Below are 25,846 nucleotides of genomic sequence, written 5' to 3'. Positions count from 1 at the left end.
CGAGCATAGTAAACATAACTCACCAAGTCTCGGAGGTTGTAAAGAGGTCAGGGGTGAAAGAGGGCTTATGCGTCGTTTATACTCCTCACACTACCGCATGTGTTTTCGTCAACGAGGGAGCAGACCCAGACGTTGTAAAGGACATAGTTTACTCTCTTGAAAAGCTAATTCCTTGGAACGACCCATCTTACGCACATATGGAAGGAAACTCAGCAGCCCACATAAGGAGTGCAATTATAGGAAACTCAAGGGTAATTCCCGTAGTAAACGGAGAGCTTACCCTCGGAACCTGGGAGTCAGTGTTCCTTGCCGACTTTGACGGTCCCCGTGAGAGAAAGGTTGTAGTTGTTGTCATAGGAGAAAAGTAATGACGTTAATAGCCTTTTTAGTGTTAATAGGTGTTCTCGTTTGGGTCCACGAGTTTGGCCACTTCTTAATGGCTAAACTCTTCAAGGTAAAAGTTGAGATATTCTCAATAGGTTTCGGTCCTCCCGTAGTGAGAAAGAAGTGGGGTGAGACCCTTTACCAGATAGCCGCGGTTCCCCTGGGGGGGTTTGTAAAGCTATACGGGGAGGAGGAAAGCGTTAATGACCCTTACGCCTTTTCCTCAAAAAAGCCCTGGCAGAAGATACTCATAGCTTTAGGAGGTCCGCTTTTTAACATTCTGTTCACGCTCTTTGCTTTCACCGTAATATTCACCGCGGGCGTAGAGGTTCCCAAATACCTGAAAGAACCTGTAGTCGTTGGATACGTTGAGAAAAATTCTGTAGCTCAAAAGGTAGGAATAAAAGCCGGAGACAGAGTAGTTAAGGTAAACGGATACGAGATAAAAAGCTGGGAAGACCTGAGGGATACATTCATAAACCTTTCGGTAAAAGGGGTAAAGGAAACAACGTTAACCGTTAAGAGAAACGGGAAAACGTTGGAGTTCAAAGTTCCCGTTCCGGATGTTACAACGGGCAAAGGGAGATTGGGTATAGCCCCCTACATCCCACCGGCGGTAGGAAGTGTAAAAGAGGGAACCCCGGCATACCAGATAGGATTAAAGCCGGGAGACGTAATTCTCAAGGTAAACGGAGAGGAGATAAAAACGTGGTATGAGCTCGTTGAGAAGGTAAGAAAGAGTAAGGGAGAGCCTTTAAAACTTACAATAAAGAGAGGAAACAGGATTATTGAAAAGGTTGTCGTTCCGGCAATTGACCCGAGGACGAAAACACCCTTCATAGGCATTCAGCCGAGAACTGAAGCCGTTCTTGAGAAGCACTCAGTAAGCGAGGCTATCTCCCTGGCTATCTCAAGAACGTACGAGCTTACCGCTCTTACCTTTAAAACCCTGTGGGGACTCATAACGGGAAGTGTTTCCTTCAAAACCCTTGGCGGACCAATAGCGATAGCTCAGTTTGCAGGTCAGGCAGCCCAGAGCGGCTTAATTCCCTTCCTTTCAATGATGGCGTTTATCTCTTTACAACTCGCTATATTTAACCTCCTACCCCTCCCGATTCTTGACGGCGGACTTATCGTTCTTTTTGCCATTGAATGGATAAGAGGGCGGCCACTTCCCGAAAAGTTTAAAGAGTATTGGCAAAAAGCGGGACTGGCTATAATACTCACCCTTATGGCTTTCGTTATTCTAAACGACATTCTCAGACTTTTGGGAGTAAATTAAACCTACTATGATAAGGAAAGCAACGGTAAGGGATGCTAAAGCCATATACAACCTCCTGATGGATTACGCAAAAAAGGGGGTTCTTCTCCCTAGAAGCCTAAACTCAATATACGAAAACATAAGGGATTTCTGGGTCTACGAAAGGGATGGGAAAGTTATAGGTTGTGTTGCCCTGCACGTAATGTGGGAGGATCTCGCAGAAATAAGGAGCCTTGCTGTCAAAGAAGGATATAAAGGTGAGGGAATAGGGTATAACCTGGTCCATAAAGCACTTGAAGAGGCTTGGGAGCTCGGTGTAACTAAAGTTTTCTCACTAACCTATGTAAAGGAGTTCTTTATAAAGAAGTTTGGTTTCAGGGAGATAGACAAGTCCGTTCTTCCCCATAAGGTCTGGGGTGAGTGTATAAACTGTGTTAAGTTTCCCAACTGTGATGAGGAGGCGGTAATGGTTGAGCTCTCGGAGAGTTATATAAAATCCCTCAAGGAAAGGCAAACCCTTAAAATCTAAAACTATGGAAGTTAAAACTCACCTGAAGATAGACAGGGGTTTAAGCGGAGAACCCGTAAAACTCGGGGAAGGATACGCAAAGGTTTTACTGAGAACTACCGAAAACATGGTGTGTGATGAGAAGGGACTCATTCACGGAGGGTTTATATTCTCCTGCGGAGATTACACAGCTATGCTTGCGGTAAACCACCCCAACGTGGTCCTGGCAGGAGCTGACGTAAAGTTCCTGAAACCTGTCAAGCTCGGGGATGAGCTTGTATGTGAGGCCAAGGTTGTTGAGGAAAAGGGTAAGAAGAAAACAGTAAAGGTTGAGGGATTTGTAAACAAAGAAAAGGTTTTTGAAGGGACCTTTTACACGGTAGTTCCCGAAAAACACGTCCTTGAGGGGTAAAAGAATGGAAGTAAAACCTTTCGTATGGAAAAGGGACAGGCTCCTTCTTCTTGACCAGAGAAAGCTACCCCACAGGGAGGAATGGCTTGAGCTTAAAACTTACGAAGATGTTGCGAGGGCAATAAAGGAAATGGCCGTAAGAGGTGCTCCTGCAATAGGTTGCACTGCGGCTTACGGCTTTGTCCTCGGTGTAAAAGTTCAGAAAAAAAATCCGAGTATCGTTTACGAAACCCTAAAAAACACAAGACCTACCGCTTATAACCTCTTCTGGGCACTTGATAGAATGCTAAAAGCTTTGAAAGAAGGGAAAGACATAGAAGAAGAGGCAAAACTTATAGAGAAAGAAGACTACGAGGCAAACAAAAGAATGGGAGAATACGGAAAGGAACTAATACCCCGAGGTGCAAAGATACTAACTCACTGCAACACGGGAGCACTCGCTACAGCAGGATGGGGAACAGCTCTGGGGGTAATAAGGAGTGCCCACTACGGCGGGAAGAACGTATTCGTATGGGTTGACGAAACCAGACCTTACCTTCAGGGTTCAAGACTAACCGCTTGGGAACTCCTGAAGGAAGGAATACATCACAAGATAATAACGGACAACACAGCGGGATTTCTTATGAAAAAAGGATTGGTTGACCTTGTAATCGTTGGTGCGGACCGAATAACCGCAAAGGGAGACGTAGCCAACAAGATAGGAACATACACCTTGGCGGTTTTATGCAAAGAACACAATATCCCATTTTACGTTGCAGCTCCGACATCTACGATAGACCCAAGTATAAGTAACGGAGAAGAGATACTTATAGAAGAACGTTCACCTCAAGAGGTAAAAACCTGCGGTGAATGCCTTATAGCACCTGAGGGTTCGGATGCCTATCACCTTGCCTTTGATGTAACTCCTTCGGAATTAATAACAGCCATAATAACGGAAAAAGGAATCTTCAAACCCCAAGAAATAACGAAAGCCCTTGAGTAGTTATCCGAAGGTTTCTTTAAACCTCTTTTCAAACTCTTCGTAGTCTTTACAAACAACGAAAACCTCTTGTACCGAGGTTCCGGCCTTATAGAGGAGTTTATAGCCTGTTATCGTCCTGTATTTCAAAAAAAGTCCCTTTGACCCCCTACCCTTATTCTGCCTTATTATTCTTCCCGGAATTATGCTTTCTACACACTCCCACTTTTCAATTTCCTTCAGATAATCCTCAAGACCCTCAAGGAGATGGTGTTCAACCTTTACCTTTCCTTCCCTGTATTTAAACCTCGCCATCCCTTAACATCTCCTCAAGGGTTATCACAACACACTCCCCCAGAGCTCTCAAATTATACCCACCTTCAAGGGTAAACAAGACCGGGGCTCCCACCCTATCAGAAGCTTTAAGTATATTCCTTACTATAAATCTAACCCCTTCATTTGATACGTTAAGGTATGTTAACGGGTCGTCTCTGTGAAGGTCATAGCCCGCGGACACGAGAACAAAGTCAGGCCTGAACCTATCTATTAACTCAGGAAGAAGCTTACCGTAAACAGGCTTATACTCCTCGTCACCTGCCCCCGCATCCATCGGAACGTTTACCGTGTAGCCGTATCCCTTACCTGCTCCTCTCTCGTCCGCACTACCCGTTCCGGGATAAAAGGGATACTCGTGGCTTGAAAAGTAAAAAACTGTGTCATCCTCGTAAAAGCTTTTCTGGGTTCCGTTTCCGTGGTGCGCGTCAAAGTCTATTATAAATACCCTGTTTAAGCCCTTAACCTTCCTGAGGTAATGAGCCCCTATAGCTACGTTATTGAATATACAAAAACCCATTGCCTTGGCGTATTCCGCATGGTGTCCCGGAGGTCTTACTGCACAGAACACCCTATCAACCTCACCGTTTAAAACTTTATCTATTCCCTCAAGAACACCACCTGCCGCATAAAGGGCAGCATCGTAGCTGTCCGGTGTTGCATAGGTATCGGGGTCTAAGTAGCCTCCTCCGGACTTACAAAAATCGTGTATCTCCTGAATATAGTTTCTGTCGTGGTTGAGGGATACTTCTTCAACCGTTGCCCTTCTGGGCTTTATCTCCACTAGTTCCTTCTTTATTCCCGATTTTTCAAGGTGTTCAAGTATTGAGACAAGTCTGTTCTTATTCTCGGGATGGTCGGGCCAGTCATGTTCTAAGTAAATATCGTCGTAAACAAAAGCCACCTTTTTCATAATTAAGTAGTATAATTAATTCACTGAAAGGGCTAAAAAGCCCTGTTGGCTTCTTGGCAATGGAATAAGGAATGTGCATCAGGATATTTTGATACTGTGATGTTTTGATGACACTTTTATTTTCGTATTGATTTAATAAGGGGAAGATAAAGCTAAATTTTTGAACATTTTCCCTCACTCCGAATTTCCGAAAATTATGTGGATTTTCCTAAGTTCGGGAGTTTCATAATTTATTCATAGAGCTTTATAATCTTTTTAAAGGAGTGTGGGATTCCTAGTTAACCGTGTGGAGTTGAAAGTCAAGAACTGGAATCTCGTAGTTCTTTACATCTTTAAGATACTGTTCCTAATTTACCGTGTTGAAGCCAAATTACTATAGTCTTAGAAAAAACAACGAGTATAAGTATATATTTGCTGATATGGGTGAATAGAGGTCCGATACCAGAGAGAAAATACTTGAGTCCGCCTTAAAGCTTTTTTCTAAAAAAGGCTTTAGAGAAACTACTATAAAGGATATAGCAAAGGACGTAGGTATTACCGAAGGTGCCATCTACAGACACTTCACGAGTAAGGATGAGATAATACAGGAACTTTTAACGAGCATAACAAAGGAATTGAGGGAAGTAATCACCGAAGCTCTTTCATCTTCGGATAAGGAAGAGGAGGTACTTGAAAATATAATAAGCAGTCTTATAGATTACGCATTCTCAAAACCGGAGTCCTTCAGGTTCCTTAACCTTTACCATCTTCTAAAAGATTCACCTAAGGTTACAAACCTTCCCGGAGAGTTAATTCTCAAGTTCTTAAATAACTTGAAAGCCAAAGGGAAGCTAAAAACGCATCCGGAGATAGCTCTCGCTATTATAACGGGAAGTGTTGAGAGAGTCTTCGTATTTAAAGAAAGAAAGTTTCTTAGATATACGACCTCAGAGATAAAAAAGGAGCTAACACGGACCTTGAAAAGGTCTTTACTTTAAAATTTTTTCAACTAAATTTAAATATGACAAAATTGTCATATGGAGGGTGATATGATACCCAAAGTCTATATAGGCTACGAGTGGTTCGGAGCGGAAAGAATTCTTTCTGAGTATCAAGTTCCTTCCGATTGCGGAGCTCAGGTTTTATTCCTCGGAATTCCCAGAAGTGCCCCTGAGGACGGGGATATAGAAGCACTTGAATACGAAGCTTACCCCGAAATGGCAATAAAGGAGATGGATAAGATAAGAAAGGAAACATTGGAAAAGTTTGGTGTCAAAGAGGTTTTCATTCACCATAGGTTAGGGCTTGTAAGAGTTGGTGAACCTTCCTTTTTGGTCCTTGCGGTGGGAGGACACAGGGAGGAAACTTTTAAAGCCTGCAGGTATGCGGTTGATGAAACGAAAAAACGTGTTCCCATATGGAAAAAGGAAATATTCAAAGACGGAAAAGGAGAATGGGTTTTAGGAGAGAAGAGAGATGCTACTGGATAAACTCGGAAGACCCTTAAGGGTTTTAAGGATATCACTTACCGACAGATGTAATCTCAGGTGTAGTTTTTGCATGCCACCCGGGAACTCTTACAACTTTACCCAAAACTTAATGACACCCGAAGAGATAGAGGAAACCGTTAAGTTATTTGCAAAACTCGGGGTTAAAAAAGTAAGATTGACAGGGGGAGAACCCCTTCTGCGAAAAGATATCGGAGAAATAATAAAAAGAATTAAAAATATAAAAGGAATAGAAGACATAGCACTTACAACGAATGGTGTGTTCCTCAAGAAAAAGCTACCGGAACTAAAGGAAGCGGGGCTTAAAAGAATAACCGTAAGTGTGCATGCCCTTGATGATGAAGTAAACAAAAGGATAACAAACAAAAACGTGAATCTAAAGGAAGTTCTTGAAACGATAGATTACGCAAAAGCGTTAGGTTTCAAGGTAAAGGTAAACAGTGTAATAATAAGGGGAGTAAACGAAGACCAAATAATCCCGCTTGCTTCATACTTTAAGGAAAGAAAGATAACAATAAGGTTTATTGAGTATATGGACGTCGGAACCCTGAACGGGTGGGATTACGATAAGGTATACACGGCGGATGAAATATTAAGGGACATGTCTAAATACTTCAGTTTTAAACCTATTCCCAAGAAATCCAATGAAACCGCCTTAAGGTTTGTCTACGATGACGGGGGAGAGTTTGGAATAATTGCTTCTGTAACGAAACCTTTCTGTAGAGGTTGTGACAGAATCAGACTCTCAGCGGACGGTAAGGTTTACACATGTTTATTTGCGGAAGAGGGATACAACATTAGGCACGCTCAAAATCCCGAACTGCTTTTAAGGGAAATATGGAAAAACAGAGAAGACAGATACTCCGAGCTCAGGAAGGAGTTAAGAAAACACAAGAAGGTTGAGATGTTCAAAGTCGGAGGTTAACACTTTCTCAAGCCGTTAAGGATTATCTTTTTAACCGTTTCCGGGTCCTTAATTATCTTTCCTTTTCTGCCTTTCAAAAACCATTGGAAAGCTTTCGCTTGCATAAAGCCTATTAAAGAGAAGGCCACCTCATCAAGGTCTATGTCTTCTCTGAACTCACCCTTCTCTATCCCTTCCTTTATAACTTCCTTAAGAATGTTCGCATACTCTTCAAGGAAGAGCTGGATTTTCCTCTTTATGCTTCTTTTATCGCTTCGCGAAAACTCAAAGCATATAACAGGAATTATTCCTCTTGTTTTTTCAAGAAGTTCCATGTGTCCCTCAAGAATTTTCTCAACTTTTTCGGTCGGTGTCTTTCCTAAACTTACAGCCTCCTTCGTTCTAAGTATGCACTCGTTTGTGTAACGTCTTATTATTTCCTCAGCTATCTCGTCCATAGAGGAGAAGTGTTTAAAGATTGCAGCATCGCTTATACCTATCCTTTGGGCAAGGTTTTTTGCGGTAAACTTTCGCAAACCTTCTTGAGCTATAATCTCAGCTCCTACCTTAAGTATCTTATCCCTCGTCTTTACCATAAGGAATAATATTAATGAAAAATTTCAGGAATTAAATATTTACTAACTTACCGAAGTTATAAGAAAAAGTAATAAAAGGGAAAAGGATTAACACCTGCTTCCGGGTGCACCTTCACAGTCTTTGCACAGCTCTATGGGGTGAACCTTTAGGAATATCTCAAGAGCTTTTTCTTCAAAGGAAGGAGCTATGTTTCCGTTCTTTACCTTCCAGAGGAAGTATTTTTCAAAGGCGCTCTTAAACCAGTGAGCCCACTTTCCTTTTTTAGATATGACCTTTTGTCTGGGAGGTATTACAGGGTCCGCAAAGAAGAATCCAGCATCCTCTCCGAAGTCAGCTATACATACGGCCGATAGTCTTGGTGCAAACCTGTCGGGGTTGTTCCTTATGTCGTTAACTATGTTATGAGCTACAGCCATAGCCATCTGTTCAATCATCATTCCCGTTTTGGGTCCTCCGGTGGGTATAGGAGTCTTCTCTACGGGAGGTATTGCGGTAACAACACCTACACCGAATATATTCTTATAGGTTGGGTTTTGGAAACACCTGTTTACTATGACCATCTTGTTTGCAGGATTTGCAACCTTATCCCCTGCGGATGCAACGACTTCAGGACCTTGGAATCTGGGCATGAACATGGTAAAGCTTGCAGGAACTTCGTGGGTATTTCCGTTTAGGTCTTCGTATATAACCTTATTGGGTTCTATAGCTTTAACCGCAACGTTTGCTACCCACTCTATGTTCCTTTCAGCAAAGAGGTCTTCTACAAATCTCTTAGAAGGTCCTATTCCTCCAACACCGAAGTGTCCTATGTAGGGTTCGGAGGTTATAAAGGTTATAGGAACCTTATACCTTATTCCCCTTCTCTTCAGCTCGTAGTGGAGCATTAAAGCAAACTCGTAGGCGGGTCCGAAACAGCTTACACCGGGAATAGCCCCTATTACCACGGGTCCCGGATTTGCGTAAAGCTCCTGGAGTTTCTTCTGAGTTTCAAGAGCATGCTCTGCGGTACAAATGGAGGTGGAGTTTTCCTCTTGTCCTTCCGCACCGAAAACAAGCTTCGGTCCCGTAGCTATAACGAGGTAGTCATACTCAATCTTCTTTCCCGATTGCGTTGTTACCTCGTTTCTATCGGGGTCTATACTTTCCGCCTTTTCGTTTATGAACTCAATGTTAAACTTCGGGAGCAGGGGTGCAAGGGGTATAGATATCTCTTCAAATCTTCTCCAGCCCATCGCAAGGTGAGGGAAAGAAGGAGTGAATCCGAAGTAAGGCCTATCTGAAATTAAAGTAATCTTTAGCTCGGGCATAAGATGCCTTAGATTGTAAGCGGTTGCTATACCTCCTATTCCTCCGCCTATTACTACAACGTGCTTTGCCATACTTCCGACCTCCATTCGTTAATACTAACCTAACAAAACTATTATAAGTTGTGAAAAGCTTATAAACGCTTCTTATTATTAAGATTTTTTAATATTTCTATTAATTCTACTTATAACCGTTGAAAATAGGAATTTCCAAAATATTTAGGAAGGCTTATAAAAGGTAAGGAGGTGAAAGATGGCAAACGTTGAAGGTGCTCACCACCATCACGAGGAAGTAAGTGTATGGCCTTTCGTGATAGGTATCGGTATGCTTCTGACTCCTATTTCCCTCACCGCTTACTTTGCATGGCAAAACCAGATGGTAGGACTTGTAACGGGAGGTCTGGCACTCCTGTTCATACTGTTCGGTGCTGCGGGATGGGCTAACGAGCACTTCTCCAAAGACCCTGAATACGGACTCGGTGCAATGGGAACATACTTCTTCATCATTACCGAAGCGGTAATATTCGGAACGATGTTCGCAGCCTACTACACCGCAAGGGTGGGTCACGCATACGAATGGGTGAACTGGGTTCCCGAAGGGATAAGTCTTCCTATGGCTGGGTTGCTTACCTTAATCCTGTGGGCATCAAGTTATACGATTTGGAGAGCGGAGGAAATCCTTGAAAATGAAGGAAACAACGGAAAGGCTCTCAAGTGGGTGTTTATGACCTTTGTCCTTGGCATACTATTCGTAGTTCTCCACGTTAATGAATGGATGCACCTCTGGCACGAGGGATTTACCCTAAGCTCCAACATGTATGGAACGGGATTTTATGCACTGACCGGACTTCACACTTCTCACGTTCTTCTCGGACTTCTTATGCACCTCTACACCATGTGGCTACTCGTTACCGGAAAGCTCTCTCAACAAAGGCCTACCGTTCTCAGGGCAACCTCAGCATACTGGCACTTTGTTGACTTCATGTGGCTCCTTGTAGCAGGTTCCGTATACGTAATAGGAACACTGGGGATATAAGATGAAGGTGCTGTTCTCTCTTCTCTTTTTATTTACTTTTGTTTTCGGAAGCGGTGTGATGGGGGCTTCAAATAAGGCTTTTGACGACAACGATATGTTTAATCCCGAATTACTGAAAATAGACGAGAAAAAATACCTCGGGAACTTTGTTCCAAACGTAAAGGTAATACTTGAAAACGGTAAAGTTACAAACTTATACAGTTTATTTGAAGGTAAACCTACAATACTGCTTCTTTCTTACTACACCTGCGGTGGAACATGTCCCGTGAGGGTGGATAACCTGAACAAGCTTATAAGAGAAACAGGATTAAAGGATAGAGATTTTGTAGTCTTAAACTTATCCTTTGACGAAAGGGATAATCTAAATACCCTTAAAAAATTCAAAAAGCAACACGGCCATTTTACAAAACAGTGGATATTCGGACTTATAAAGAAGGAAGACATAAGAAAACTTACCGACGCGGTAGGGTTTAAATTCTTCTTCGTTGAGAGGGATAAGACTTTTGTTCACCCGAATGTATACATATTCCTCTCTCCCGAAGGAAGGATAACCCGTTATCTTTACGGTGTTAAGCCTTCCGAAATGGACATAAGAATAGCACTTGCGGAAAGCACCCAAAACAAGATATCCCTTAACTCCGTGGTAGACCTTGCCCTACTTGTATGTTTTACCTATGACCCCTCAAGAAGCAGGTATGTTATAAATCCAACGCTCCTCTTTGGAGGAATTGGCTTTTCCGCTCTGTTTTTAGTAGTGTCTTCAGCTATCTTACTCAATAAACTTAGGTCAAAGGAGGTGTAGGCTATGGAAGGCGTTATGGATGCGGTTGCTCTGCCCTATAAGTGGTGGTCCGAAGCGGTCACCGTCTGGTTGATAGTAGCTGTAATTATTTACTTAGTCGTAGCAGTTCCGGGACTTTACTTTATCTACAAGTACCGTTATAAACCCGGAGAAAGGGAAGTAGGAGACCACGACTTTGAAAGCCATACTGGACTCGAAGCACTCCTCACGATAATTCCCTTGCTTACAGTCATATTCCTCGCAACCTATTCGTTTACAATATTTAGAAAGATTAGAACGGTTCCCGATAACGCAATGACGATAAAGGTAACCGCATTCATGTGGGGATGGCAGTTTGATTATCTTGACAAAGACGGGAAGGTTATAAAAACTGTCGTTACCGGGTATCACGCAAACGACTACAATCTCCAGGAGTTTGAAAAGCCCGTAATACCTGCAGGAAAGCCCATAAGGGTTCTCCTAACCTCTATGGACGTAATACATTCTTTCTTTGTAAAGCCTGCAAGGATAACGGAAGACGCTGTTCCTGGAAGAACAACATACCTCTGGTTCCAGATTAACGAACCGGGTGAATACTGGGTATTCTGCAGGGAATACTGCGGAACGGGACACTCCCATATGTTTACTAAGCTTAAGGTTGTTCCTCCGGAGCAATTTACTGCTTGGCTCTATGGCAAAAATAACGCTGTTGCTATAAAATCTGAAAACTAAGGAGGTAGTGCAATGAGGGAAGTAATTCACGTAGAGAAGCCATATTTCTTGGGAACTTTAAGGGAATGGATTTTTACAACAGACCACAAGAAGATTGGAATTCTTTACTTCGTCACCAGCTTTGTGGTCTTCCTGTTAGCGGGCGTATTCGGACTCCTCGTAAGACTTGAGCAGTCCGTACCCGGAATGCAGGTCGTTGACTTTAAGACTTACAACTACTTACTTACCGGGCACGGTGTAGGAATGCTCTTCTGGTGGGCTATAGCTGCACACATAGGTGGATTCGGTAACTTCTTACTTCCCCTGATGATAGGGGCAAAAGATGTCGCGTTCCCGAGGCTCAATGCCCTTAGCTGGTGGGCATTCTTTGCAGCAAACGTATTATTCCTCATGACTCTAATTCCCGGAAACCACATAATGACGATGTGGACAGGATATCCTCCTTTTTCACTTAACAACGATGCCGGAATAACCGCATTATATGTATTCGTAATACACCTTCTCGGAGCGTCTTCTATAGCTACGGCTGTTAACTTCTTGGTTACTTACATCACGATGAGAGCTCCCGGTGTTACATTCTTCAAGACGAACCTCTTTGTCCACACTCTCATAGCAGCTAACGTTATACAACTCGTAGGAGTTCCCTCACTTGCCGGTGCAGTTACGATGCTCTTCCTTGACAAGTATCTCGGAACTAACTTCTTCAACCCCGCAAAAGGTGGAGACCCCCTCATTTACCAAAACATATTCTGGTTCTACTCCCACCCTGTTGTTTACGTTCAAGTTCTACCGGTATTCGGTTTCTACTCTGAAATAGTTCCTGTATTTGCAAGGAGACCTATTTTTGGATACCACACTATGGTTTTTGCAATATGGGGAATTACTGCAGTTAGCTTCTTCCTCTGGATACACCACATGTTCGTATCCGGAGTTCCCAACTGGGTAAGAGTTCTATTCTCCTATACGACTCTCCTTATAGCTGTTCCAACGGGAATAAAGATATTCAACTGGATGTTCACCCTATACAGGGGTGCTATACACTTTAGGTCTCAAATGCTCTACGCACTCGGTGGTATATTCATGTTCCTCATAGGTGGTCTTACGGGAATTCCTCTCGGAATGGTAGCCATAGACCTCGGAGTATCCGACTCACTATTTGTCGTTGGACACTTCCACTACGTTCTCGGTATGGCTATAACCCTCGGAATTCTCGGAGCGGTAATACACTGGTTCCCACTTGCTACAGGAAAGCTTTATCCCGAAAACATAGGAAAACTCAGCTTCTGGCTCATATTCACAGGTGCTAACATCTTCTATTTCCTCCAAATGGTTGTTGGTATGCTCGGTAATCCCAGAAGGTATCCCGACTATCCTCCCATACCCGAATGGACAACACTCCACGTTCTTCAAACGATAGGAGCTCTTATACTGGGTGTTGGTGTGATTATCTTTACCTATGGAATTATCAAAGGTCTCACGAGCGGTGAAAAGGCTCCCGAAAACCCCTGGAAGTCTCCTTCTCTTGAGTGGAAAGTCGGTGTCCCCGCAAGGGCACACGGTCACGGAGACAATCCTCCTAAGGTAGAGCCCGACTGGCACCCCTACAGATACGACAAAGAAGAAATACTCAGGTAACTCTCTCTTTCTCCTTCTTTTATTTTTTTCTTTTGTATTTATTTATGATTTTAAAATCATTTTATCGGATTTAATCTTATTTGATTTAAAACATAATCAGCTTTTAGCCCTTGAAAATCAGCTGGTTTATTTGTATGAGTGAGTAAGCACTACTTGACAACGAAATTTCTCGGGTTGAAAATTTATTAGTGTGGTTAAAAACTTGTGGAGGTGAGGAAAATGCAGGAAAAACATACCGACTTTTTTCCCACGGGAGCTATTTACTTTTTCCTTTTCATGATAGCCTTTTATGCACTCATATGGTTTTTAGCCTATGCGGTATTACTTGAAAGGGGGTAGGAGCGATGGATAAAGCTGAAAAAACCGGTCTCACTTTGGCAATAATACTGCTTCTTACTTTCTTCAGTTTGATAGTTTACGCTGCAAAAGGACTGAAGATTGACGTTCCCACATGTGTAACAAACGTAGAACCTTTCCAAGAAGGAAAACTCATAAAGCACGGGGATAAGAGGTATGAACTTCACGTTCTCGCAAGGATGTGGTTCTTTGACTTTAACAAAGGGGCTACCGAGATAAAGATTCCTGCAGGTTCAACCGTTGATATATTTGTAACCTCAAAGGACGTAGTTCACGGTGTTCATATCCAAGGAACAAACTTTAACGTTATGGCAATTCCCGGAACTGTTGGTTACATGAGGGTTAAGTTTGAGCATCCCGGTATTTATCACGTTGTTTGTCATGAGTTTTGTGGGGTAGGACACCACGCTATGCAAGGAAAAATAATCGTTGAATAAAAAAAGGAGGTGAAAAAATGCAGGTAAGCGGAGCTCTGAAGTTTATAATCCTGACAGAAATTATTTTTCCTATTCTACTCCTTACTTTTGGAATTTACCACGGTGTAATGCAAGTTCTCTATAGGGCGGGAATAATAAAGGCAGAAAGCTTTTTAGGAATTGACTACTACCAGGGGTTGACACTTCACGGCGTTATAAACGTAATAGTGTTCACAACGATATTTATCGTAGGATTTTCAAACGCAATAGTTATGTATGCTCTCAAAAAACCCCTTAGGGAAAAGATTCAATGGATAGCCCTCGGAATGATGGTTATAGGAACGCTTATGGCCGCATGGGCTATGTTTACGGGAAAAGCTACTGTTCTATACACCTTCTACCCTCCCTTAATAGCTCACTGGACCTTTTACCTGGGTGCTGTTCTTTTAGTTCTGGGTTCACTGGTTCCCTTCTTCTTTGACTGGATTCCCTCTGCAATAGAGTGGAAGAGGGAAAACCCGGACCAGAAGCTTCCTCTGGCGGTTTTCGGAACTTTCGTGAACTTTATACTCTGGACCATAATGATTATTCCCGTAGCTGTTGAAATTTTATTCCAGCTCCTTCCTCTTTCCCTCGGATGGGTTGACGAGATTAATCCCTTGCTTGCAAGAACCCTCTTCTGGTTCTTCGGACACCCCGTAGTTTACTTCTGGCTACTTCCCGCATACGTTGCACTTTATACGATACTTCCCAAGATAGTTTCCGAAAAAGGAAAGCTTTACTCCGATGCGGCTGCAAGACTGGCATTTATACTCTTCCTGTTAGTCTCACTCCCCGTTGGTCTTCACCACCAGTTTACGGATCCCGGTATAACGAACACCTGGAAGCTTATACACTCGCTGTTTACATTCGGTGTTGCTCTCCCCAGCATGATTACCGCATTCACGGTTGCAGCGTCCCTTGAATACAGTGTAAAGGCGGAACATCCTGAGCTTAAGAGCTCTAAATTCTACTGGTGGACCTTCCTTCCCTACATGAGGCTTGAGGGCAATAAATGGATGTTCTCCTACTTCTTTGCGGGACTTGTTCTCTTCTTCATAGGCGGAATCACCGGAATAGTTAATGCCTCTTACAACGTAAACCTTGCGGTTCACAATACAGCTTATGTTCCCGGACACTTCCACACAACGGTTGGAGGCTTGGTTCTTCTCGTGTTCTTTGCACTTGCCCTTTACATGGTATCTAAGCTAAGGGGAACGGAAGTCAAGTTTAAGGGACTTGCGGTTCTTGCACCTTACTTCTGGATGCAAGGTATGTTTATGTTCTCCTACGCTATGATGGTGGGAGGAATTCTTGAGGGATTCCCCAGAAGGACTAACGCAGGACTCACATACCTTAACCCGGACTCTCCGCTCTACAGGCCTGAGTGGGTTGGATATGCTCAGCTCTCAGTTGTTGGGGGAGTTCTCCTGGCTATAGGGTTCATCTTCTTCTTTGCATCCCTAATAGGAACACTTCTCGCACCCAAGGTTAGGGAAAGCACCCTTGAGTTCCCAATAGCGGACGCTTACCACGATGAGAATATACCCGTTCTCAATAACCTCAAGACGTGGACCGTAGCAGCAATAATACTTGCGGTTCTATCTTACATACCACCCCTATACGACGCATCCGTAAGGGGTGTCTTCTTCAACTCTCCTGCTTACAACGAGAAATTCCCCATGCCCTTAAAGCAACTACAGGGAGCTGAAAAGAAGGAAACGAAAGAAGTTTCAAAGGCTAATAAGGAGGTAGCCAAGAAGTGATTCTTTCTCTTCTTTTTCTTTTTATAACCCTTTTATTCGCTCAAACAGGAAGCACCGGAATACCCCCCCAGGAATCAAAGACTATAGACACATACGTTCCCGGTGATATAAGACTCGTTGACTCCTTTGGTAATGAGTTTCAGCTTAAAGACCTAAAAGGGAAGCCTATAATAATAAGCCCCATATATACGAGATGCAATGCATCGTGTCCTCTTATAACTAAGAGTTTACTTAAGGTTATTCCAAAAGTTGGAGAACCGGGAAAGGATTTCTGGGTTCTTACCTTTACCTTTGACCCGAAGGATACCCTTGAGGATATAAAGAGATACAGGGAGAAATACCATATTGACGGAATGGGTTGGAAAGTTGTTAAGGCGAAGACTACTGAGGACCTTTTTAGGCTTCTTGATGCGATAGACTTCAGGTTTATGACCGCGGGAGACCAATTTATTCATCCCAACTTGATAGTTGTTTTATCTCCCGACCTCCGGATAAAGGATTATCTCTATGGTGTTAATTACAGTTATCTTGAACTTGTAAACGCCTTAAGGATAGCAAGGGGGGAACTTGCACTTCCCGAAAAGTTCAGGGCTTACCTATTTATCGTAGGAATGGTAGGTGTTGCGGGAACGAGTGTTTATCTCCTTTTTCTGATAAACAGAGTTTTTCAAAAGAGGAAAAGGGCTGCATAAAGAATTCCTACAAATATTCTGTAAAGACCGAAAATCCAGAGACCGTGTTTTTTCAGGTAGGATAGAAAAAGCTTAACAACAACCAAAGCGGTTACAAAGGAGGTTATGAAGCCTATACCCAGAACTTCCCACTCTCCTTTTTCAAAATTCCCACCGCTTTTTATAAGGTCATAAGCTGTAGCCACAAGCATCGTAGGAACTGCGAGCAGGAAAGAAAACTCTGCAGCCTTCTGTCTCGTGAGCCCCGCTATCAAACCTCCCGATATGGTTGCACCGGAACGGGAAACCCCAGGGACCACCGCAAGGCTTTGAAAAAGTCCTATCATAAAAGCCTTTGAAAGGGGAAGTTTCTTTATATCGTCTATGTGTTCCTTTGCCTCGTAATACCTATCAAGGAGTATAAGAACTATTCCTCCGATAATCAGTGTAAAAACAACAACCTTATCGTTACCTATAAGGTGTCCTTTTATAAGCTTGTAGAGGAGAAAACCAACTACACCCGTGGGTATGAAGGCAACTATAATTCTTTTCCAGGTTTCTGTATCCTTCAAAAATCTTTCAAGGTAAAGAAATACAACCGCAAGAATTGAGCCGAGCTGTATAGCTATCTCAAAGCTTTTAACGAAGTCAGTGTGCTTTATGCCGAGAATATGAGCGGTGAGTATGAGATGTCCCGTTGATGAGACAGGTAAGAACTCTGTAAGTCCTTCAACTACTCCTAAAAGTGCAGCTTGCCACTCCTTCATAACTCCTCCGGCTTTATTCTACCCTCGTATATCGCCTTTCCTACAACGACACCTTCTACAACTCCGTAAAGCTTTTTAATGTCCTCAACTGAAGAAACTCCTCCCGAAGCAAAAAGAGGCTTTTTTAGAACCTTTTTAATCTCCTTATAAGGCTCTACATCTACACCCTCAAGACTCCCGTCCCTCTCTATAACGGTGTACAAGTAACCCCATATAGGGTACCCCTCGTAACGTTTAGCAAACTCTTCCGGACTTAGGGCTACTTCTTCTTTCCATCCTCCTATCGCTACCTTCCCACTTTTTGAGTCTATGGCAAGGATAACCCTGTTTGGAAAATCTCCGAGTATCTTCTCAAACTCTTCCGGATTTTTGTAGGCAAGAGTTCCTATAACGATGTAGTTAACCCCTTCTTCAAAGAGTGTTTTGGCTGTTTTGTAATCCCTTATACCTCCTCCCACTTCAATCTCACCCGAAAAGTTTTTCCGAATTTCCCTTATAGTTTTCAGGTTTTTTAGCTTTCCCTCTTTTGCACCCTCAAGGTCAACAACGTGAATCCTCTTAAACCCGAGCTCGTTAAATTTCTCAGCAAGCTCTTGAGGGTTTTCCGAGTAAACCTTTACCTTTGAGAAATCTCCTTTGTAAAGTCTTACAGCTTTTCCCTCCATAATGTCAATGGCGGGAATTACGAAACTCTTCAAATTCAAATAACCACCTCCTCCATAGGCATAACGGGTCCTTCCACACAAACCCTTTTGAACATCCCACCGGCTGTTTTCACGACACAACCCAGACATACACCCCAACCGCAGGCCATTCTCTCCTCAAGGGAGAAGTAGACTTTATGACCCGTTCCCATACGTTTTATCGTCTTTAACATAGGCTTTGGTCCGCATGCCTGAACAACCCAATCCTTTGGAAACTCCTTTAAAATTTCCGTTACGTATCCCTTTCTTCCCAGACTTCCGTCGTCCGTAAATATTTCGTAAGGGAATCCTTCTTTTTCCAGCCACTCAATCATACCGAGGTGTTCCCTGCTCCTCCCTCCGTATGCTATGAATACCTTCTTCCCCAAGTCTCTTAACTTCTTTGCAAGAAGCGTTAAACCCGCAAGTCCGACCCCGCCTCCCACGAGAAGATGCTTGTCCCCTTCGTAATTAAAAAGTCTTTTCCCCAAAGGGAGTAAAACCTTAATTTTTTCTCCGACCTTTCTCTTACTGAGAAGTGCTGTTCCCCTTCCGAACACCTCGTAGTAAAAAACAAGCCTGTGTTCATCTATATCCGCCACAGCGAGAGCTCTCCTTCCCATGGGGTCGTAAGTTTCCAAGGGCTTAACCATGGCGAAGTGTCCGGGCTGTATTTTATCTATTAATTTGTCGGGAACTCTTATGACGAGTTTATACAATCTCCCAGATACGTAGGTATTCTCAAGTATTTCGGCGTATAGGTCTTCAACGAATCCCATACTCACTTAAATTTTAACGATAAAACCTATTAAAATACTGTTTTAAAATAATCCTTTAAGGAGGAAAGAGGATGGACCTATACGAGTACGAGGCTTACGATAAGATTTTTAAGAAGTACGGGATTCCTACACCTAAGTATATGTTCGTTGAGCACATAACGGACGACGTCGTTGAGTTTGTAAACCAGCTCGGTGAATGCGTTGTAAAGTCCCAGGTTCTCGTAGGAAAAAGGGGAAAAGCCGGGGCTGTAAGGGTATGTTCCTCCCCCGATGAGGCTCTGGAAGAAATAGAAACCCTCCTCAGAATGCCCGTTTACGGAGAAATGCCCGTAGGGGTTCTCGTAGTTGAAAAGGCAAATATAGTTAAGGAACTTTACGCTTCCATTATGTATTCCACAGACTACAGGGCTCCCGTTCTCACTTTGAGCCTTGAAGGGGGAATGGATATAGAAGAAGTTCCTCCCGAAAAGGTAAAGACATGGCCTATAAACCCTTTAAAGGGACTCTATCCCCATATGGTTCGTAACTACCTTCTTGAGCTCGGATTCCCCCACGAGTACATGTCTGTTTTGAGAAAGCTCTCGGAAGTTATAGCGAAGATGTGGGAAGCATTCTGGGGAGCGGAAGCAAGACTTCTTGAGATAAATCCCCTTGCAATAGTTGATAAGGGCGGAAAGCTTGACGTTATGGCCCTTGACGCGGTCACTAAGATAGACGACGACGCTTCCATTCCTCCCGCAAAGGTATACGGTGTTAGAAGTGCTATGAAGAGACCGCCAACGGAAAGGGAAATAGCGGCAGCGGAAATAGATAAGGACGACCACAGAGGAAAGGCGGGTTCGTACGTTGAGCTTGACGGTGATATAGCTATGATGACTTTCGGAGGAGGAGGTTCTACGGTTACTATAGAAACTTGCTACGAGCTCGGGCTTAAGCCTGCAAACCTCACGGACATAGGCGGTAATCCCCCGGCGGAAAAGATGTATAAGATAACGAGGATAATACTTTCTAAGCCCGGAATAAGGGCTGTTCTCATAGCGGGTGGAACCGCTAACAACACGAGAATAGATGTAACCTTAGGGGAAGGTGTCGCAAACGCTCTCAGGGACCTGAAAAAGGAAGGAAAGCTTGACCCTAACTGGATATTCGTCGTTAGGAGAAACGGACCCGAGGCGGAAAAGGGGCTCAGGATGCTCTACGAAGCCTTTAAGGAGTGCGGAATAAAGGGAGAGATTTACGATTCCGCACTTCCTCTAACGGAAGCTCCCGTAAGGCTCAAAGAACTCCTTGATAAGTGTCAATCAAAGTCCATAGAGGAGCAAGAACAGGTTAAGGAAGGACACACATTTACAGACGAACAAGCTTCAGACCTCGGAATGTAATTTTTTTTCTTCTCTTCTCTTTCTTTAACTCTTAATACCTGAACAGTAAAGTTTTCTCAAAAGTATGGTTGCGTAGCTTCCCGGAGGCAGGATGAAAGAAAGCTTTGTGCTTCTTCCTTTATCCTCTAAAACCTTTAAGTCTCCTGGTTTAAAAAATGCCTTCCTTACTCCGTCCGAAAAAAGTCTTATACCTATTCTCTCCGCCATAAACATCTTGGGAGTGATACCTTCGTCTCGGAGAACTTCCTTTATAATGAGCTCCACCTTCTTGTTTTTCGGTGGGTAATCAAGACCGAGGTAAGGAATTTCAAGCTCCTTTATCTCCTCCCAGATGGTGTTGTTCATCTCGTTAAAAAAAGCAAGCTCCCACTTAAGGAAAGGGGTTTTACAGTGTTTTAGGTAGCGAACTACAAAGGTATAAAGATACCTGTTCCAGAGATAACTCTGGTATGCAAATACAAACATTAACCTCACATTCTTCGGAAGAACCATAAAGGCGTTCTTAAAGCTCTCACCCCTCCTGAGAGCCTTTACAACTTCAACCTCGGGTTCCGAGCCTTTTGGCATGAGCTTGAGAAACCTATCCCAATCCCTCCAGGCTTTCTTTAACATTCTCTTTAGCCTTTTATCCTTAAGAGAAGTTAGATACTCTTTTAATGCTTCCTCGTATTCGTGCTTCAGGAGATGCTTAACTACAAACTCCTCAGCATGTTTTACGGAACCGAACCTCTGTTCCCCGAAGTAGTTCTCACAACCATATTCCTTTACGAGTTCAAACATACGTTCAAAGACTATCCTGTGTTTCTTTGTAATTCCGTAAACTCTTACCTCAAAGTAATTTCCCTCAATATCTCCGAGGCTTAGAGGTTTATCCGAGAAACCCAGGAACTTAAGAGATATTCCCTCCCCCTTGTATTTCGCCATCTTTTCAAGGGTCTTTTCATCCAGATTCTCAATAGCTATATACTGCTCGGTTACAGCTTTCTTATCCTTCAGTCCTGCAAAGCTTATGTTTCTCAGCGGTATTCCGAACCTTCTTGATATCTCCCTGAGGGCTTCTATCGTTGTTCTGTTTACCTTCCTGAGGAGGAAGTAAGCATACTTTCCACTTTCCTTTAACTCAAGGTTTTTAACTTCCCTAACGTAAAAGTCTTCGGGCTTTTCTTTAATCCTTATATCCATCTTTAGGATAATTATCTTATGGATGAAAAAAGGGTAATGTCTCAAGTGTTTTCCGGGATTGCAAAGGTTTACGATGCCTTCCTTTCGGGAATTACCTTCGGGGGTATACACAGATGGCAGAAAAGGTTAATAGAGCTAATGGGGGAAGAGGAAGCGTGGCTTGATGTGGGAACGGGAACGGGAGAGGTTTTACTTAAGCTTAAAAGCTCAAAACCGAAGGTAGGCATAGATATAGCCTTCGGTATGCTAAAAAGGGCAAAAGAAAAGTGTGGGGATTGTTATTTCATTTTGGCTGACGCGGAAAGCATGCCTTTTAAAAATAAAAGCTTTGATAGGATCTCCCTTTCTCTCGTTTTCAGACATCTCCCGAGTCAGGAGAACTTCCTCGGAGAAGCCAAGAGAGTTATAAAGGATGGAGGAAAAATAGGAATTCTTGACATTAGAAAATTCCGGGGAAATAGAGTTTTATCCCTCCTTATGAAAACCCTTTTTCTTCCCGTAGGGATACTAATATTCGGAAAGGATAAGTGGAATTTCTTTATACACTCCCTTGAGAAGAGCTTCACAATTGAGGAAACTGAGGAGCTCCTTGAGAAAAACGGATTTAAAGTCGTAAACACCGAAACGGTTTTTATGGGACTGGTTTACCTGGTGGTCGGGGAAAAAGTATAAGTGTGGAGGCGACGGGCGGATTCGAACCGCCGTAAAGGGGATTTGCAGTCCCCCGCCTAACCGCTCGGCCACGTCGCCTAACTAATTAATATTATATTGTCTTTTTCCGAAAAATCTTTAGAATAAAGATAGACCCGTCGGGAGGATTCGCGTTCTTCCGAGGGAAAAAATCAAGGAGGAAAGATGTTTTCACTACTTAGAGAAGAGATAAGAAAAGCTCTTGAGGAGCTTAACTACGAAAGGCCTACACCCGTTCAGGAAAAGACCATTCCCGTAGCACTTGGAGGAAGGGACTGCCTCATTCAAGCAAGGACGGGAACGGGAAAGACCGGAGCCTTCGGACTTCCAATTCTGAACAATCTCTCAAAAGGGGAGAAGGCGCTCATACTCGCACCCACCAGGGAGCTCGCACTCCAGATAAGGGATAACCTGAGGGATTACGGAAAGTATCTGAGAAAGAGAATTTACGCCTTTTACGGTGGAACTAAAGTTCTCTCAAACCTGAAGGTTTTATCTTCTCAGGAGGTTGACGTTGTAATAGGAACTCCGGGAAGGATAAGGGATCTCATAGAAAGGGAGGCTCTCGGGCTTGATAACGTGAGGTATTTTGTTCTTGACGAAGTTGACGTCATGCTTGATATGAACTTTAAAGAGGACATAGACTTTGTATACTCAAGGCTCCCCCGGGAAAAACAGGTGTTCTTCGTATCCGCCACCTTCCCGCAGGAAGTTGTTAAACTTTCGGGAGAGTATACTGAGAATGCAGAGTTTATAAAAGTTGAAACGAAGGAGCTTGAACCCCAGATAGAGGAAAGAGTTCTTAAGGTTTTTTCCCACGAGGAAAAGCTTGATAACCTCGTGGAGGTTTTAAAGAAGCTTGAGAAGGTAATTGTCTTCGTAAACAGGAAGAAGGATGCAAAGTTTCTTGAGGATTACCTCAGAAACATGAGAATACGTGCAAACGCTATACACGGAGACCTTCCCCAGAGGAGGAGAGAAGAAGTTCTTAGACGTTTCAGGGAGGGAAGGATAAAGGTTCTCGTAGCAACCGATGTGGCTTCAAGGGGGCTTGATATAAGAGAAGTTGAGGCAGTAATAAACTTCCACCTTCCCGAGGATCCCAAGGTTTACCTCCACCGAATAGGTAGAACGGGAAGAATGGGAAGAAGCGGAATAGCCTTAAACTTTGTCTCTCCCGAGGAGAGAAGAAATTACGAGAGAATTAGGCGCTTCAGGATGAGCGGAAGAAATAATAAATCTTTATGAGATACTTCTTCAAAGAAGTTCCCGAAAATCTCTGGAGGAGCTACACCTGGCAGATACAAAACAGGATAAAGAGCCTTGGGGAGATAAAGAAGTATATAAAACTCCTCCCGGAAGAGGAGGAAGGTATAAAAAAAACTGCAGGTCTTTACCCCTTTGCGGTAACTCCCTATTACCTTTCCCTTATAAACCCGGAGGATCCAAACGACCCTATAAGGCTCCAAGCAATACCAAGAGCTGTAGAGGTTGACCCAAAGGTTCAGTCTTTCGGGGAACCTGATGCACTGAAGGAAGAAGGAGAGATTCCCGGGCTCACCCACAGGTATCCCGACAGAGTTCTCTTAAACGTTACAACCTTCTGTGCTGTTTACTGCAGGCACTGTATGAGAAAAAGGATATTCGCCCAAGGAGAGAGAGCAAGAACGAGGGAAGAGATAGACCGAATGGTTGATTACATAAGAAAACACGAAGAAATAAGGGACGTCCTTATATCAGGGGGAGAACCCCTCTCTCTCTCAAACGAAAAGATTGAGTATATACTCAAGAAATTGAGAGAGATAAAACACGTTGAGATAATACGTTTCGGAACCCGTCTTCCCGTACTTGCACCCCAGCGCTTTTATGACGACAATCTCCTTAACATTCTTGAGAAATACTCCCCCATCTGGATAAACACCCACTTTAACCACCCCAACGAGATAACCGAGTATTCCGCTGAAGCGATTGAGAGACTGCTCAGAAGGGGTATACCCGTAAACAATCAAACCGTTCTCCTGAAAGGTGTAAACGACAATCCGGAGACAATGTTAAAGCTTTTCAGAGAGCTTCTAAAGATTAAGGTAAAGCCCCAGTATCTCTTTCACTGCGACCCCATAAAGGGAGCGGTTCACTTCAGAACGACTGTAGATAAGGGCCTTGAGATTATGAGGTATTTAAGGGGAAGGATAAGCGGTTTCGGGATACCTACCTATGCGGTTGACCTTCCCGGAGGAAAGGGTAAAGTTCCCCTCCTTCCAAACTACGTTAAGAAGAGGGAAGGAAATAAGTTCTGGTTTGAAAGCTTTACCGGAGAGGTTGTTGAGTACGAAATTGAAGAGGTTTGGGAAGGATTTTAATATCCTAAAAGATTATGGATAAGCTCTCCCTCTGGAAGGAAAAAGTTGAGGAAAAACTTCACGAAATGCTTGAAAGAATTCAAGGCCCTCCTTCACTAAAGGATGCGGTAAAGTATTACCCACTTCAGAAAGGAAAAAGAATAAGACCCCTCTTTACCGTTGCGGTTGCAAGCACTCTCGGAGGAAGCGAAGAAGACGCTATAACCGTCGGGTGTGCTATAGAGCTCATTCATAACTACTCACTCATTCACGACGATCTTCCTTGCATGGATAACGATACCCGGAGAAGGGGACAGCCAACCTGTCACATAAAGTTCGGAGAAGCCCTCGCACTCCTTGCGGGGGATGCACTCCTCACCTATACCTTTGAAGCTTTGTCTGACAAAAAGAACTTTAAAACCCTCGGAGAGGCAGAAATACTTGAGATAATAAGCGTAATAGCTAAAAAATCGGGTTCCGACGGTATGGTGGGAGGACAAGTCTTAGACATACAGGGCTACGAGAATCTGTATGAGGTAAGCTTAAAAAAGACGGGTGCCTTGTTTGAAGCTTGCTTTGTGTGCGGAGGCTTGGTCGCAAAGAGAAAAGAGATTATCACTGAGCTTGAAGAAACAGGAAGAAAGGTAGGACTTCTCTTTCAAATGGTTGACGACTATCTTGATAAAGACGGTTTCTACACTTTAAAAGGTGAGGAGCTAAAAAAAGATATAGAAGGACTCTACGGTGAAATACTGGAAAAGGAAATTATAAGGAGAAGCGGGGAGCTGAGAAAACTCCTTGAGATGATAAAAAAGAGGATAGATTAATGAACCTTTCCGTTTTTTTGTTCCATTAATCTTTCCCACTCCTCGGGAGGTAAAACGCTTACGAACTTCTTCTTTCTCCTCGTCTCAAAGTGAACATATCCGTCTTTAAGGGCAAAGAGTGTATAGTCAGAACCAATTCCAACGTTTCTTCCGGGGTATATCCTCGTCCCCCTCTGTCTCACGATAATATTTCCGGCCTTTACGAACTGTCCGTCATATCTCTTAACACCTAACCTTTTTGATATACTATCCCTTCCGTTTTTTGTTGAACCACCGCTTGCTTTGCTTGCCATCTCCTTACCTCCTGAAATGTCTTATTATATTTAAAATTTACGATGGTCAAAAAGATTTTTATCACCCTTGGAGGTATAATCTCCTTAAGCCTTTTGTTTATCGGAGTTTTTTTGTTTTCGGTCTACAAAAACCTCCCCGACCCTAAACTTCTTGAAAAGTGGACTCCGCCCCAAGCTTCGGAGGTTTACGATGCCAAAGGAAGGCTATACGGGACGATAGGTTTCCAAAAAAGGTTTTACATTCCTCTCAATAAGATTCCCCAAAACGTAATAAATGCTTTTATAGCCATAGAAGATAGGAATTTCTGGCACCACAAAGGTTTTGATCCTATAGCCATTATAAGAGCAGCATACGCTAACTACAAAGCGGGAAGAATAGTTCAGGGAGGCAGCACCATAACCCAACAGCT

Annotated in this window: 30 protein-coding genes, 1 tRNA gene and 1 pseudogene; 22 read left to right on the top strand and 10 right to left on the bottom strand. The window is 43.2% G+C overall.

Features of this window, described 5'->3' with window-relative positions; translation table 11 throughout:
- From ACWB1W_RS07345 to mtnA, 5 genes are all read left to right on the top strand, one after another.
- The coding region (locus tag ACWB1W_RS07345) for a secondary thiamine-phosphate synthase enzyme YjbQ (RefSeq protein WP_479370727.1) at positions 1 to 368 on the top strand (368 nt) is incomplete at its 5' end.
- On the top strand, positions 368 to 1,666 hold the full coding sequence (gene rseP / locus ACWB1W_RS07340; protein WP_479370726.1) for an RIP metalloprotease RseP: 1,299 nt from the start codon (positions 368 to 370) through the stop codon (positions 1,664 to 1,666). The genes ACWB1W_RS07345 and rseP, both read left to right, overlap by 1 nt.
- Positions 1,667 to 1,673: 7 nt before the next feature.
- The gene (locus ACWB1W_RS07335; protein WP_479370725.1) at positions 1,674 to 2,174 is read left to right on the top strand and encodes an N-acetyltransferase; all 501 of its coding nucleotides are present in this window, start codon (positions 1,674 to 1,676) and stop codon (positions 2,172 to 2,174) included.
- Between the two features lie 4 nt (positions 2,175 to 2,178).
- The gene (locus tag ACWB1W_RS07330) at positions 2,179 to 2,565 is read left to right on the top strand and encodes a hotdog domain-containing protein (RefSeq protein WP_479370724.1); all 387 of its coding nucleotides are present in this window, start codon (positions 2,179 to 2,181) and stop codon (positions 2,563 to 2,565) included.
- Between the two features lie 4 nt (positions 2,566 to 2,569).
- Positions 2,570 to 3,547 (top strand): S-methyl-5-thioribose-1-phosphate isomerase, encoded by a 978-nt coding sequence (mtnA, locus tag ACWB1W_RS07325; RefSeq protein ID WP_479370723.1) that lies wholly within the window; start codon positions 2,570 to 2,572, stop codon positions 3,545 to 3,547.
- Here the strand turns inward: mtnA and ACWB1W_RS07320 are convergent, their stop codons facing one another.
- Complete coding sequence (locus ACWB1W_RS07320; RefSeq protein WP_479370722.1) at positions 3,548 to 3,838, bottom strand: DUF2103 domain-containing protein; 291 nt, start codon at positions 3,836 to 3,838, stop codon at positions 3,548 to 3,550.
- The gene (locus tag ACWB1W_RS07315) at positions 3,825 to 4,769 is read right to left on the bottom strand and encodes a histone deacetylase family protein (RefSeq protein ID WP_479370721.1); all 945 of its coding nucleotides are present in this window, start codon (positions 4,767 to 4,769) and stop codon (positions 3,825 to 3,827) included. Before ACWB1W_RS07315 ends, ACWB1W_RS07320 begins: the two co-directional genes overlap by 14 nt.
- A gap of 452 nt (positions 4,770 to 5,221) precedes the next feature.
- Here ACWB1W_RS07315 and ACWB1W_RS07310 point away from each other — a divergent pair.
- The 4 genes and pseudogenes from ACWB1W_RS07310 to moaA form a co-directional block, all read left to right on the top strand.
- A pseudogene (locus ACWB1W_RS07310) lies at positions 5,222 to 5,350 on the top strand (TetR/AcrR family transcriptional regulator); the annotation flags it as partial.
- A gap of 33 nt (positions 5,351 to 5,383) precedes the next feature.
- The gene (locus ACWB1W_RS07305) at positions 5,384 to 5,746 is read left to right on the top strand and encodes a hypothetical protein (RefSeq protein WP_479370720.1); all 363 of its coding nucleotides are present in this window, start codon (positions 5,384 to 5,386) and stop codon (positions 5,744 to 5,746) included.
- Between the two features lie 39 nt (positions 5,747 to 5,785).
- Positions 5,786 to 6,238: a molybdenum cofactor biosynthesis protein MoaE gene (locus ACWB1W_RS07300; RefSeq protein ID WP_479370719.1), complete on the top strand. Its 453-nt coding sequence runs from the start codon at positions 5,786 to 5,788 to the stop codon at positions 6,236 to 6,238.
- A complete protein-coding gene (gene moaA / locus ACWB1W_RS07295) occupies positions 6,225 to 7,181 on the top strand; it encodes a GTP 3',8-cyclase MoaA (protein ID WP_479370718.1) in 957 nt (318 codons plus the stop codon). The genes ACWB1W_RS07300 and moaA overlap by 14 nt, the downstream gene beginning before the upstream one ends.
- On the opposite strand, the gene ACWB1W_RS07290 is transcribed toward moaA, so the two are convergent.
- Together ACWB1W_RS07290 and ACWB1W_RS07285 are read right to left on the bottom strand one after the other, a co-directional pair.
- Positions 7,178 to 7,756 (bottom strand): TetR/AcrR family transcriptional regulator, encoded by a 579-nt coding sequence (locus tag ACWB1W_RS07290; protein ID WP_479370717.1) that lies wholly within the window; start codon positions 7,754 to 7,756, stop codon positions 7,178 to 7,180. The genes moaA and ACWB1W_RS07290 overlap by 4 nt on opposite strands.
- A gap of 87 nt (positions 7,757 to 7,843) precedes the next feature.
- Positions 7,844 to 9,136, bottom strand: a complete 1,293-nt coding sequence (locus ACWB1W_RS07285; RefSeq protein ID WP_479370716.1) for an NAD(P)/FAD-dependent oxidoreductase — start codon at positions 9,134 to 9,136, stop codon at positions 7,844 to 7,846.
- A 178-nt stretch (positions 9,137 to 9,314) separates the two neighbouring features.
- Between ACWB1W_RS07285 and ACWB1W_RS07280 the strand changes: the two genes are divergently transcribed.
- The 7 genes from ACWB1W_RS07280 to ACWB1W_RS07250 all read left to right on the top strand — a co-directional run bounded on the left by ACWB1W_RS07280 (position 9,315) and on the right by ACWB1W_RS07250 (position 16,515).
- Positions 9,315 to 10,097: a cytochrome c oxidase subunit 3 gene (locus ACWB1W_RS07280; RefSeq protein ID WP_479370715.1), complete on the top strand. Its 783-nt coding sequence runs from the start codon at positions 9,315 to 9,317 to the stop codon at positions 10,095 to 10,097.
- 1 nt (position 10,098) lies between these two features.
- Entirely contained in the window at positions 10,099 to 10,899 is an 801-nt protein-coding gene (locus ACWB1W_RS07275; protein ID WP_479370714.1) for an SCO family protein, read from the top strand.
- Between the two features lie 3 nt (positions 10,900 to 10,902).
- On the top strand, positions 10,903 to 11,610 hold the full coding sequence (coxB, locus tag ACWB1W_RS07270) for a cytochrome c oxidase subunit II (RefSeq protein WP_479370713.1): 708 nt from the start codon (positions 10,903 to 10,905) through the stop codon (positions 11,608 to 11,610).
- 12 nt (positions 11,611 to 11,622) lie between these two features.
- Entirely contained in the window at positions 11,623 to 13,245 is a 1,623-nt protein-coding gene (locus ACWB1W_RS07265) for a cytochrome c oxidase subunit I (protein ID WP_479370712.1), read from the top strand.
- Between the two features lie 344 nt (positions 13,246 to 13,589).
- Complete coding sequence (locus ACWB1W_RS07260; protein ID WP_479370711.1) at positions 13,590 to 14,039, top strand: cytochrome c oxidase subunit II; 450 nt, start codon at positions 13,590 to 13,592, stop codon at positions 14,037 to 14,039.
- 17 nt (positions 14,040 to 14,056) lie between these two features.
- On the top strand, positions 14,057 to 15,823 hold the full coding sequence (locus tag ACWB1W_RS07255; RefSeq protein ID WP_479370710.1) for a b(o/a)3-type cytochrome-c oxidase subunit 1: 1,767 nt from the start codon (positions 14,057 to 14,059) through the stop codon (positions 15,821 to 15,823).
- Positions 15,820 to 16,515: an SCO family protein gene (locus ACWB1W_RS07250; protein WP_479370709.1), complete on the top strand. Its 696-nt coding sequence runs from the start codon at positions 15,820 to 15,822 to the stop codon at positions 16,513 to 16,515. Before ACWB1W_RS07255 ends, ACWB1W_RS07250 begins: the two co-directional genes overlap by 4 nt.
- Here ACWB1W_RS07250 and uppP read toward each other — a convergent pair.
- Genes uppP through ACWB1W_RS07235 form a run of 3 tightly spaced genes read right to left on the bottom strand, consistent with a single transcriptional unit; the run spans position 16,491 to position 18,723 of the window.
- Positions 16,491 to 17,261 (bottom strand): undecaprenyl-diphosphatase UppP, encoded by a 771-nt coding sequence (uppP, locus tag ACWB1W_RS07245; protein ID WP_479370708.1) that lies wholly within the window; start codon positions 17,259 to 17,261, stop codon positions 16,491 to 16,493. The two genes, ACWB1W_RS07250 and uppP, sit on opposite strands and share 25 nt — an antisense overlap.
- Positions 17,258 to 17,965: a 1-(5-phosphoribosyl)-5-[(5-phosphoribosylamino)methylideneamino]imidazole-4-carboxamide isomerase gene (gene hisA, locus ACWB1W_RS07240; protein ID WP_479370707.1), complete on the bottom strand. Its 708-nt coding sequence runs from the start codon at positions 17,963 to 17,965 to the stop codon at positions 17,258 to 17,260. The genes uppP and hisA overlap by 4 nt, the downstream gene beginning before the upstream one ends.
- On the bottom strand, positions 17,962 to 18,723 hold the full coding sequence (locus ACWB1W_RS07235) for a dihydroorotate dehydrogenase electron transfer subunit (RefSeq protein WP_479370706.1): 762 nt from the start codon (positions 18,721 to 18,723) through the stop codon (positions 17,962 to 17,964). Before ACWB1W_RS07235 ends, hisA begins: the two co-directional genes overlap by 4 nt.
- Positions 18,724 to 18,794: 71 nt before the next feature.
- On the opposite strand from ACWB1W_RS07235, the gene ACWB1W_RS07230 reads away from it, so the two are divergent.
- Positions 18,795 to 20,105 carry an ATP-grasp domain-containing protein gene (locus ACWB1W_RS07230; RefSeq protein ID WP_479370705.1) on the top strand — a complete coding sequence of 437 codons (1,311 nt, stop codon included), beginning with the start codon at positions 18,795 to 18,797 and terminating at the stop codon, positions 20,103 to 20,105.
- A 24-nt stretch (positions 20,106 to 20,129) separates the two neighbouring features.
- On the opposite strand, the gene truD is transcribed toward ACWB1W_RS07230, so the two are convergent.
- Positions 20,130 to 21,287 (bottom strand): tRNA pseudouridine(13) synthase TruD, encoded by a 1,158-nt coding sequence (gene truD, locus ACWB1W_RS07225; protein WP_479370704.1) that lies wholly within the window; start codon positions 21,285 to 21,287, stop codon positions 20,130 to 20,132.
- Positions 21,288 to 21,305: 18 nt separating this feature from the next.
- Between truD and ACWB1W_RS07220 the strand changes: the two genes are divergently transcribed.
- Complete coding sequence (locus tag ACWB1W_RS07220) at positions 21,306 to 21,959, top strand: class I SAM-dependent methyltransferase (protein WP_479370703.1); 654 nt, start codon at positions 21,306 to 21,308, stop codon at positions 21,957 to 21,959.
- A 3-nt stretch (positions 21,960 to 21,962) separates the two neighbouring features.
- On the opposite strand, the gene ACWB1W_RS07215 is transcribed toward ACWB1W_RS07220, so the two are convergent.
- Positions 21,963 to 22,037 (bottom strand) — tRNA-Cys (locus ACWB1W_RS07215).
- 105 nt (positions 22,038 to 22,142) lie between these two features.
- On the opposite strand from ACWB1W_RS07215, the gene ACWB1W_RS07210 reads away from it, so the two are divergent.
- From ACWB1W_RS07210 to ACWB1W_RS07200, 3 genes are read left to right on the top strand one after another with little or no spacing between them, the layout of a single operon-like run.
- Complete coding sequence (locus tag ACWB1W_RS07210) at positions 22,143 to 23,225, top strand: DEAD/DEAH box helicase (protein WP_479370702.1); 1,083 nt, start codon at positions 22,143 to 22,145, stop codon at positions 23,223 to 23,225.
- Positions 23,222 to 24,337: a KamA family radical SAM protein gene (locus ACWB1W_RS07205; protein ID WP_479370701.1), complete on the top strand. Its 1,116-nt coding sequence runs from the start codon at positions 23,222 to 23,224 to the stop codon at positions 24,335 to 24,337. The genes ACWB1W_RS07210 and ACWB1W_RS07205 overlap by 4 nt, the downstream gene beginning before the upstream one ends.
- 14 nt (positions 24,338 to 24,351) lie before the next feature.
- Positions 24,352 to 25,143 carry a polyprenyl synthetase family protein gene (locus ACWB1W_RS07200; protein ID WP_479370700.1) on the top strand — a complete coding sequence of 264 codons (792 nt, stop codon included), beginning with the start codon at positions 24,352 to 24,354 and terminating at the stop codon, positions 25,141 to 25,143.
- Here ACWB1W_RS07200 and rpmA read toward each other — a convergent pair.
- Positions 25,140 to 25,436: a 50S ribosomal protein L27 gene (gene rpmA, locus ACWB1W_RS07195; protein WP_479370699.1), complete on the bottom strand. Its 297-nt coding sequence runs from the start codon at positions 25,434 to 25,436 to the stop codon at positions 25,140 to 25,142. The genes ACWB1W_RS07200 and rpmA overlap by 4 nt on opposite strands.
- A 42-nt stretch (positions 25,437 to 25,478) precedes the next feature.
- Here rpmA and ACWB1W_RS07190 point away from each other — a divergent pair.
- Positions 25,479 to 25,846, top strand: a 368-nt coding sequence (locus tag ACWB1W_RS07190; RefSeq protein ID WP_479370698.1) for a transglycosylase domain-containing protein, incomplete at its 3' end; no start/stop codon positions are given.

It is taken from the genome of Aquifex sp. (assembly GCF_056494385.1).
Note: the sequence above shows the minus strand (reverse complement) of the source record. Positions and strands in the feature narration are given on the sequence as shown.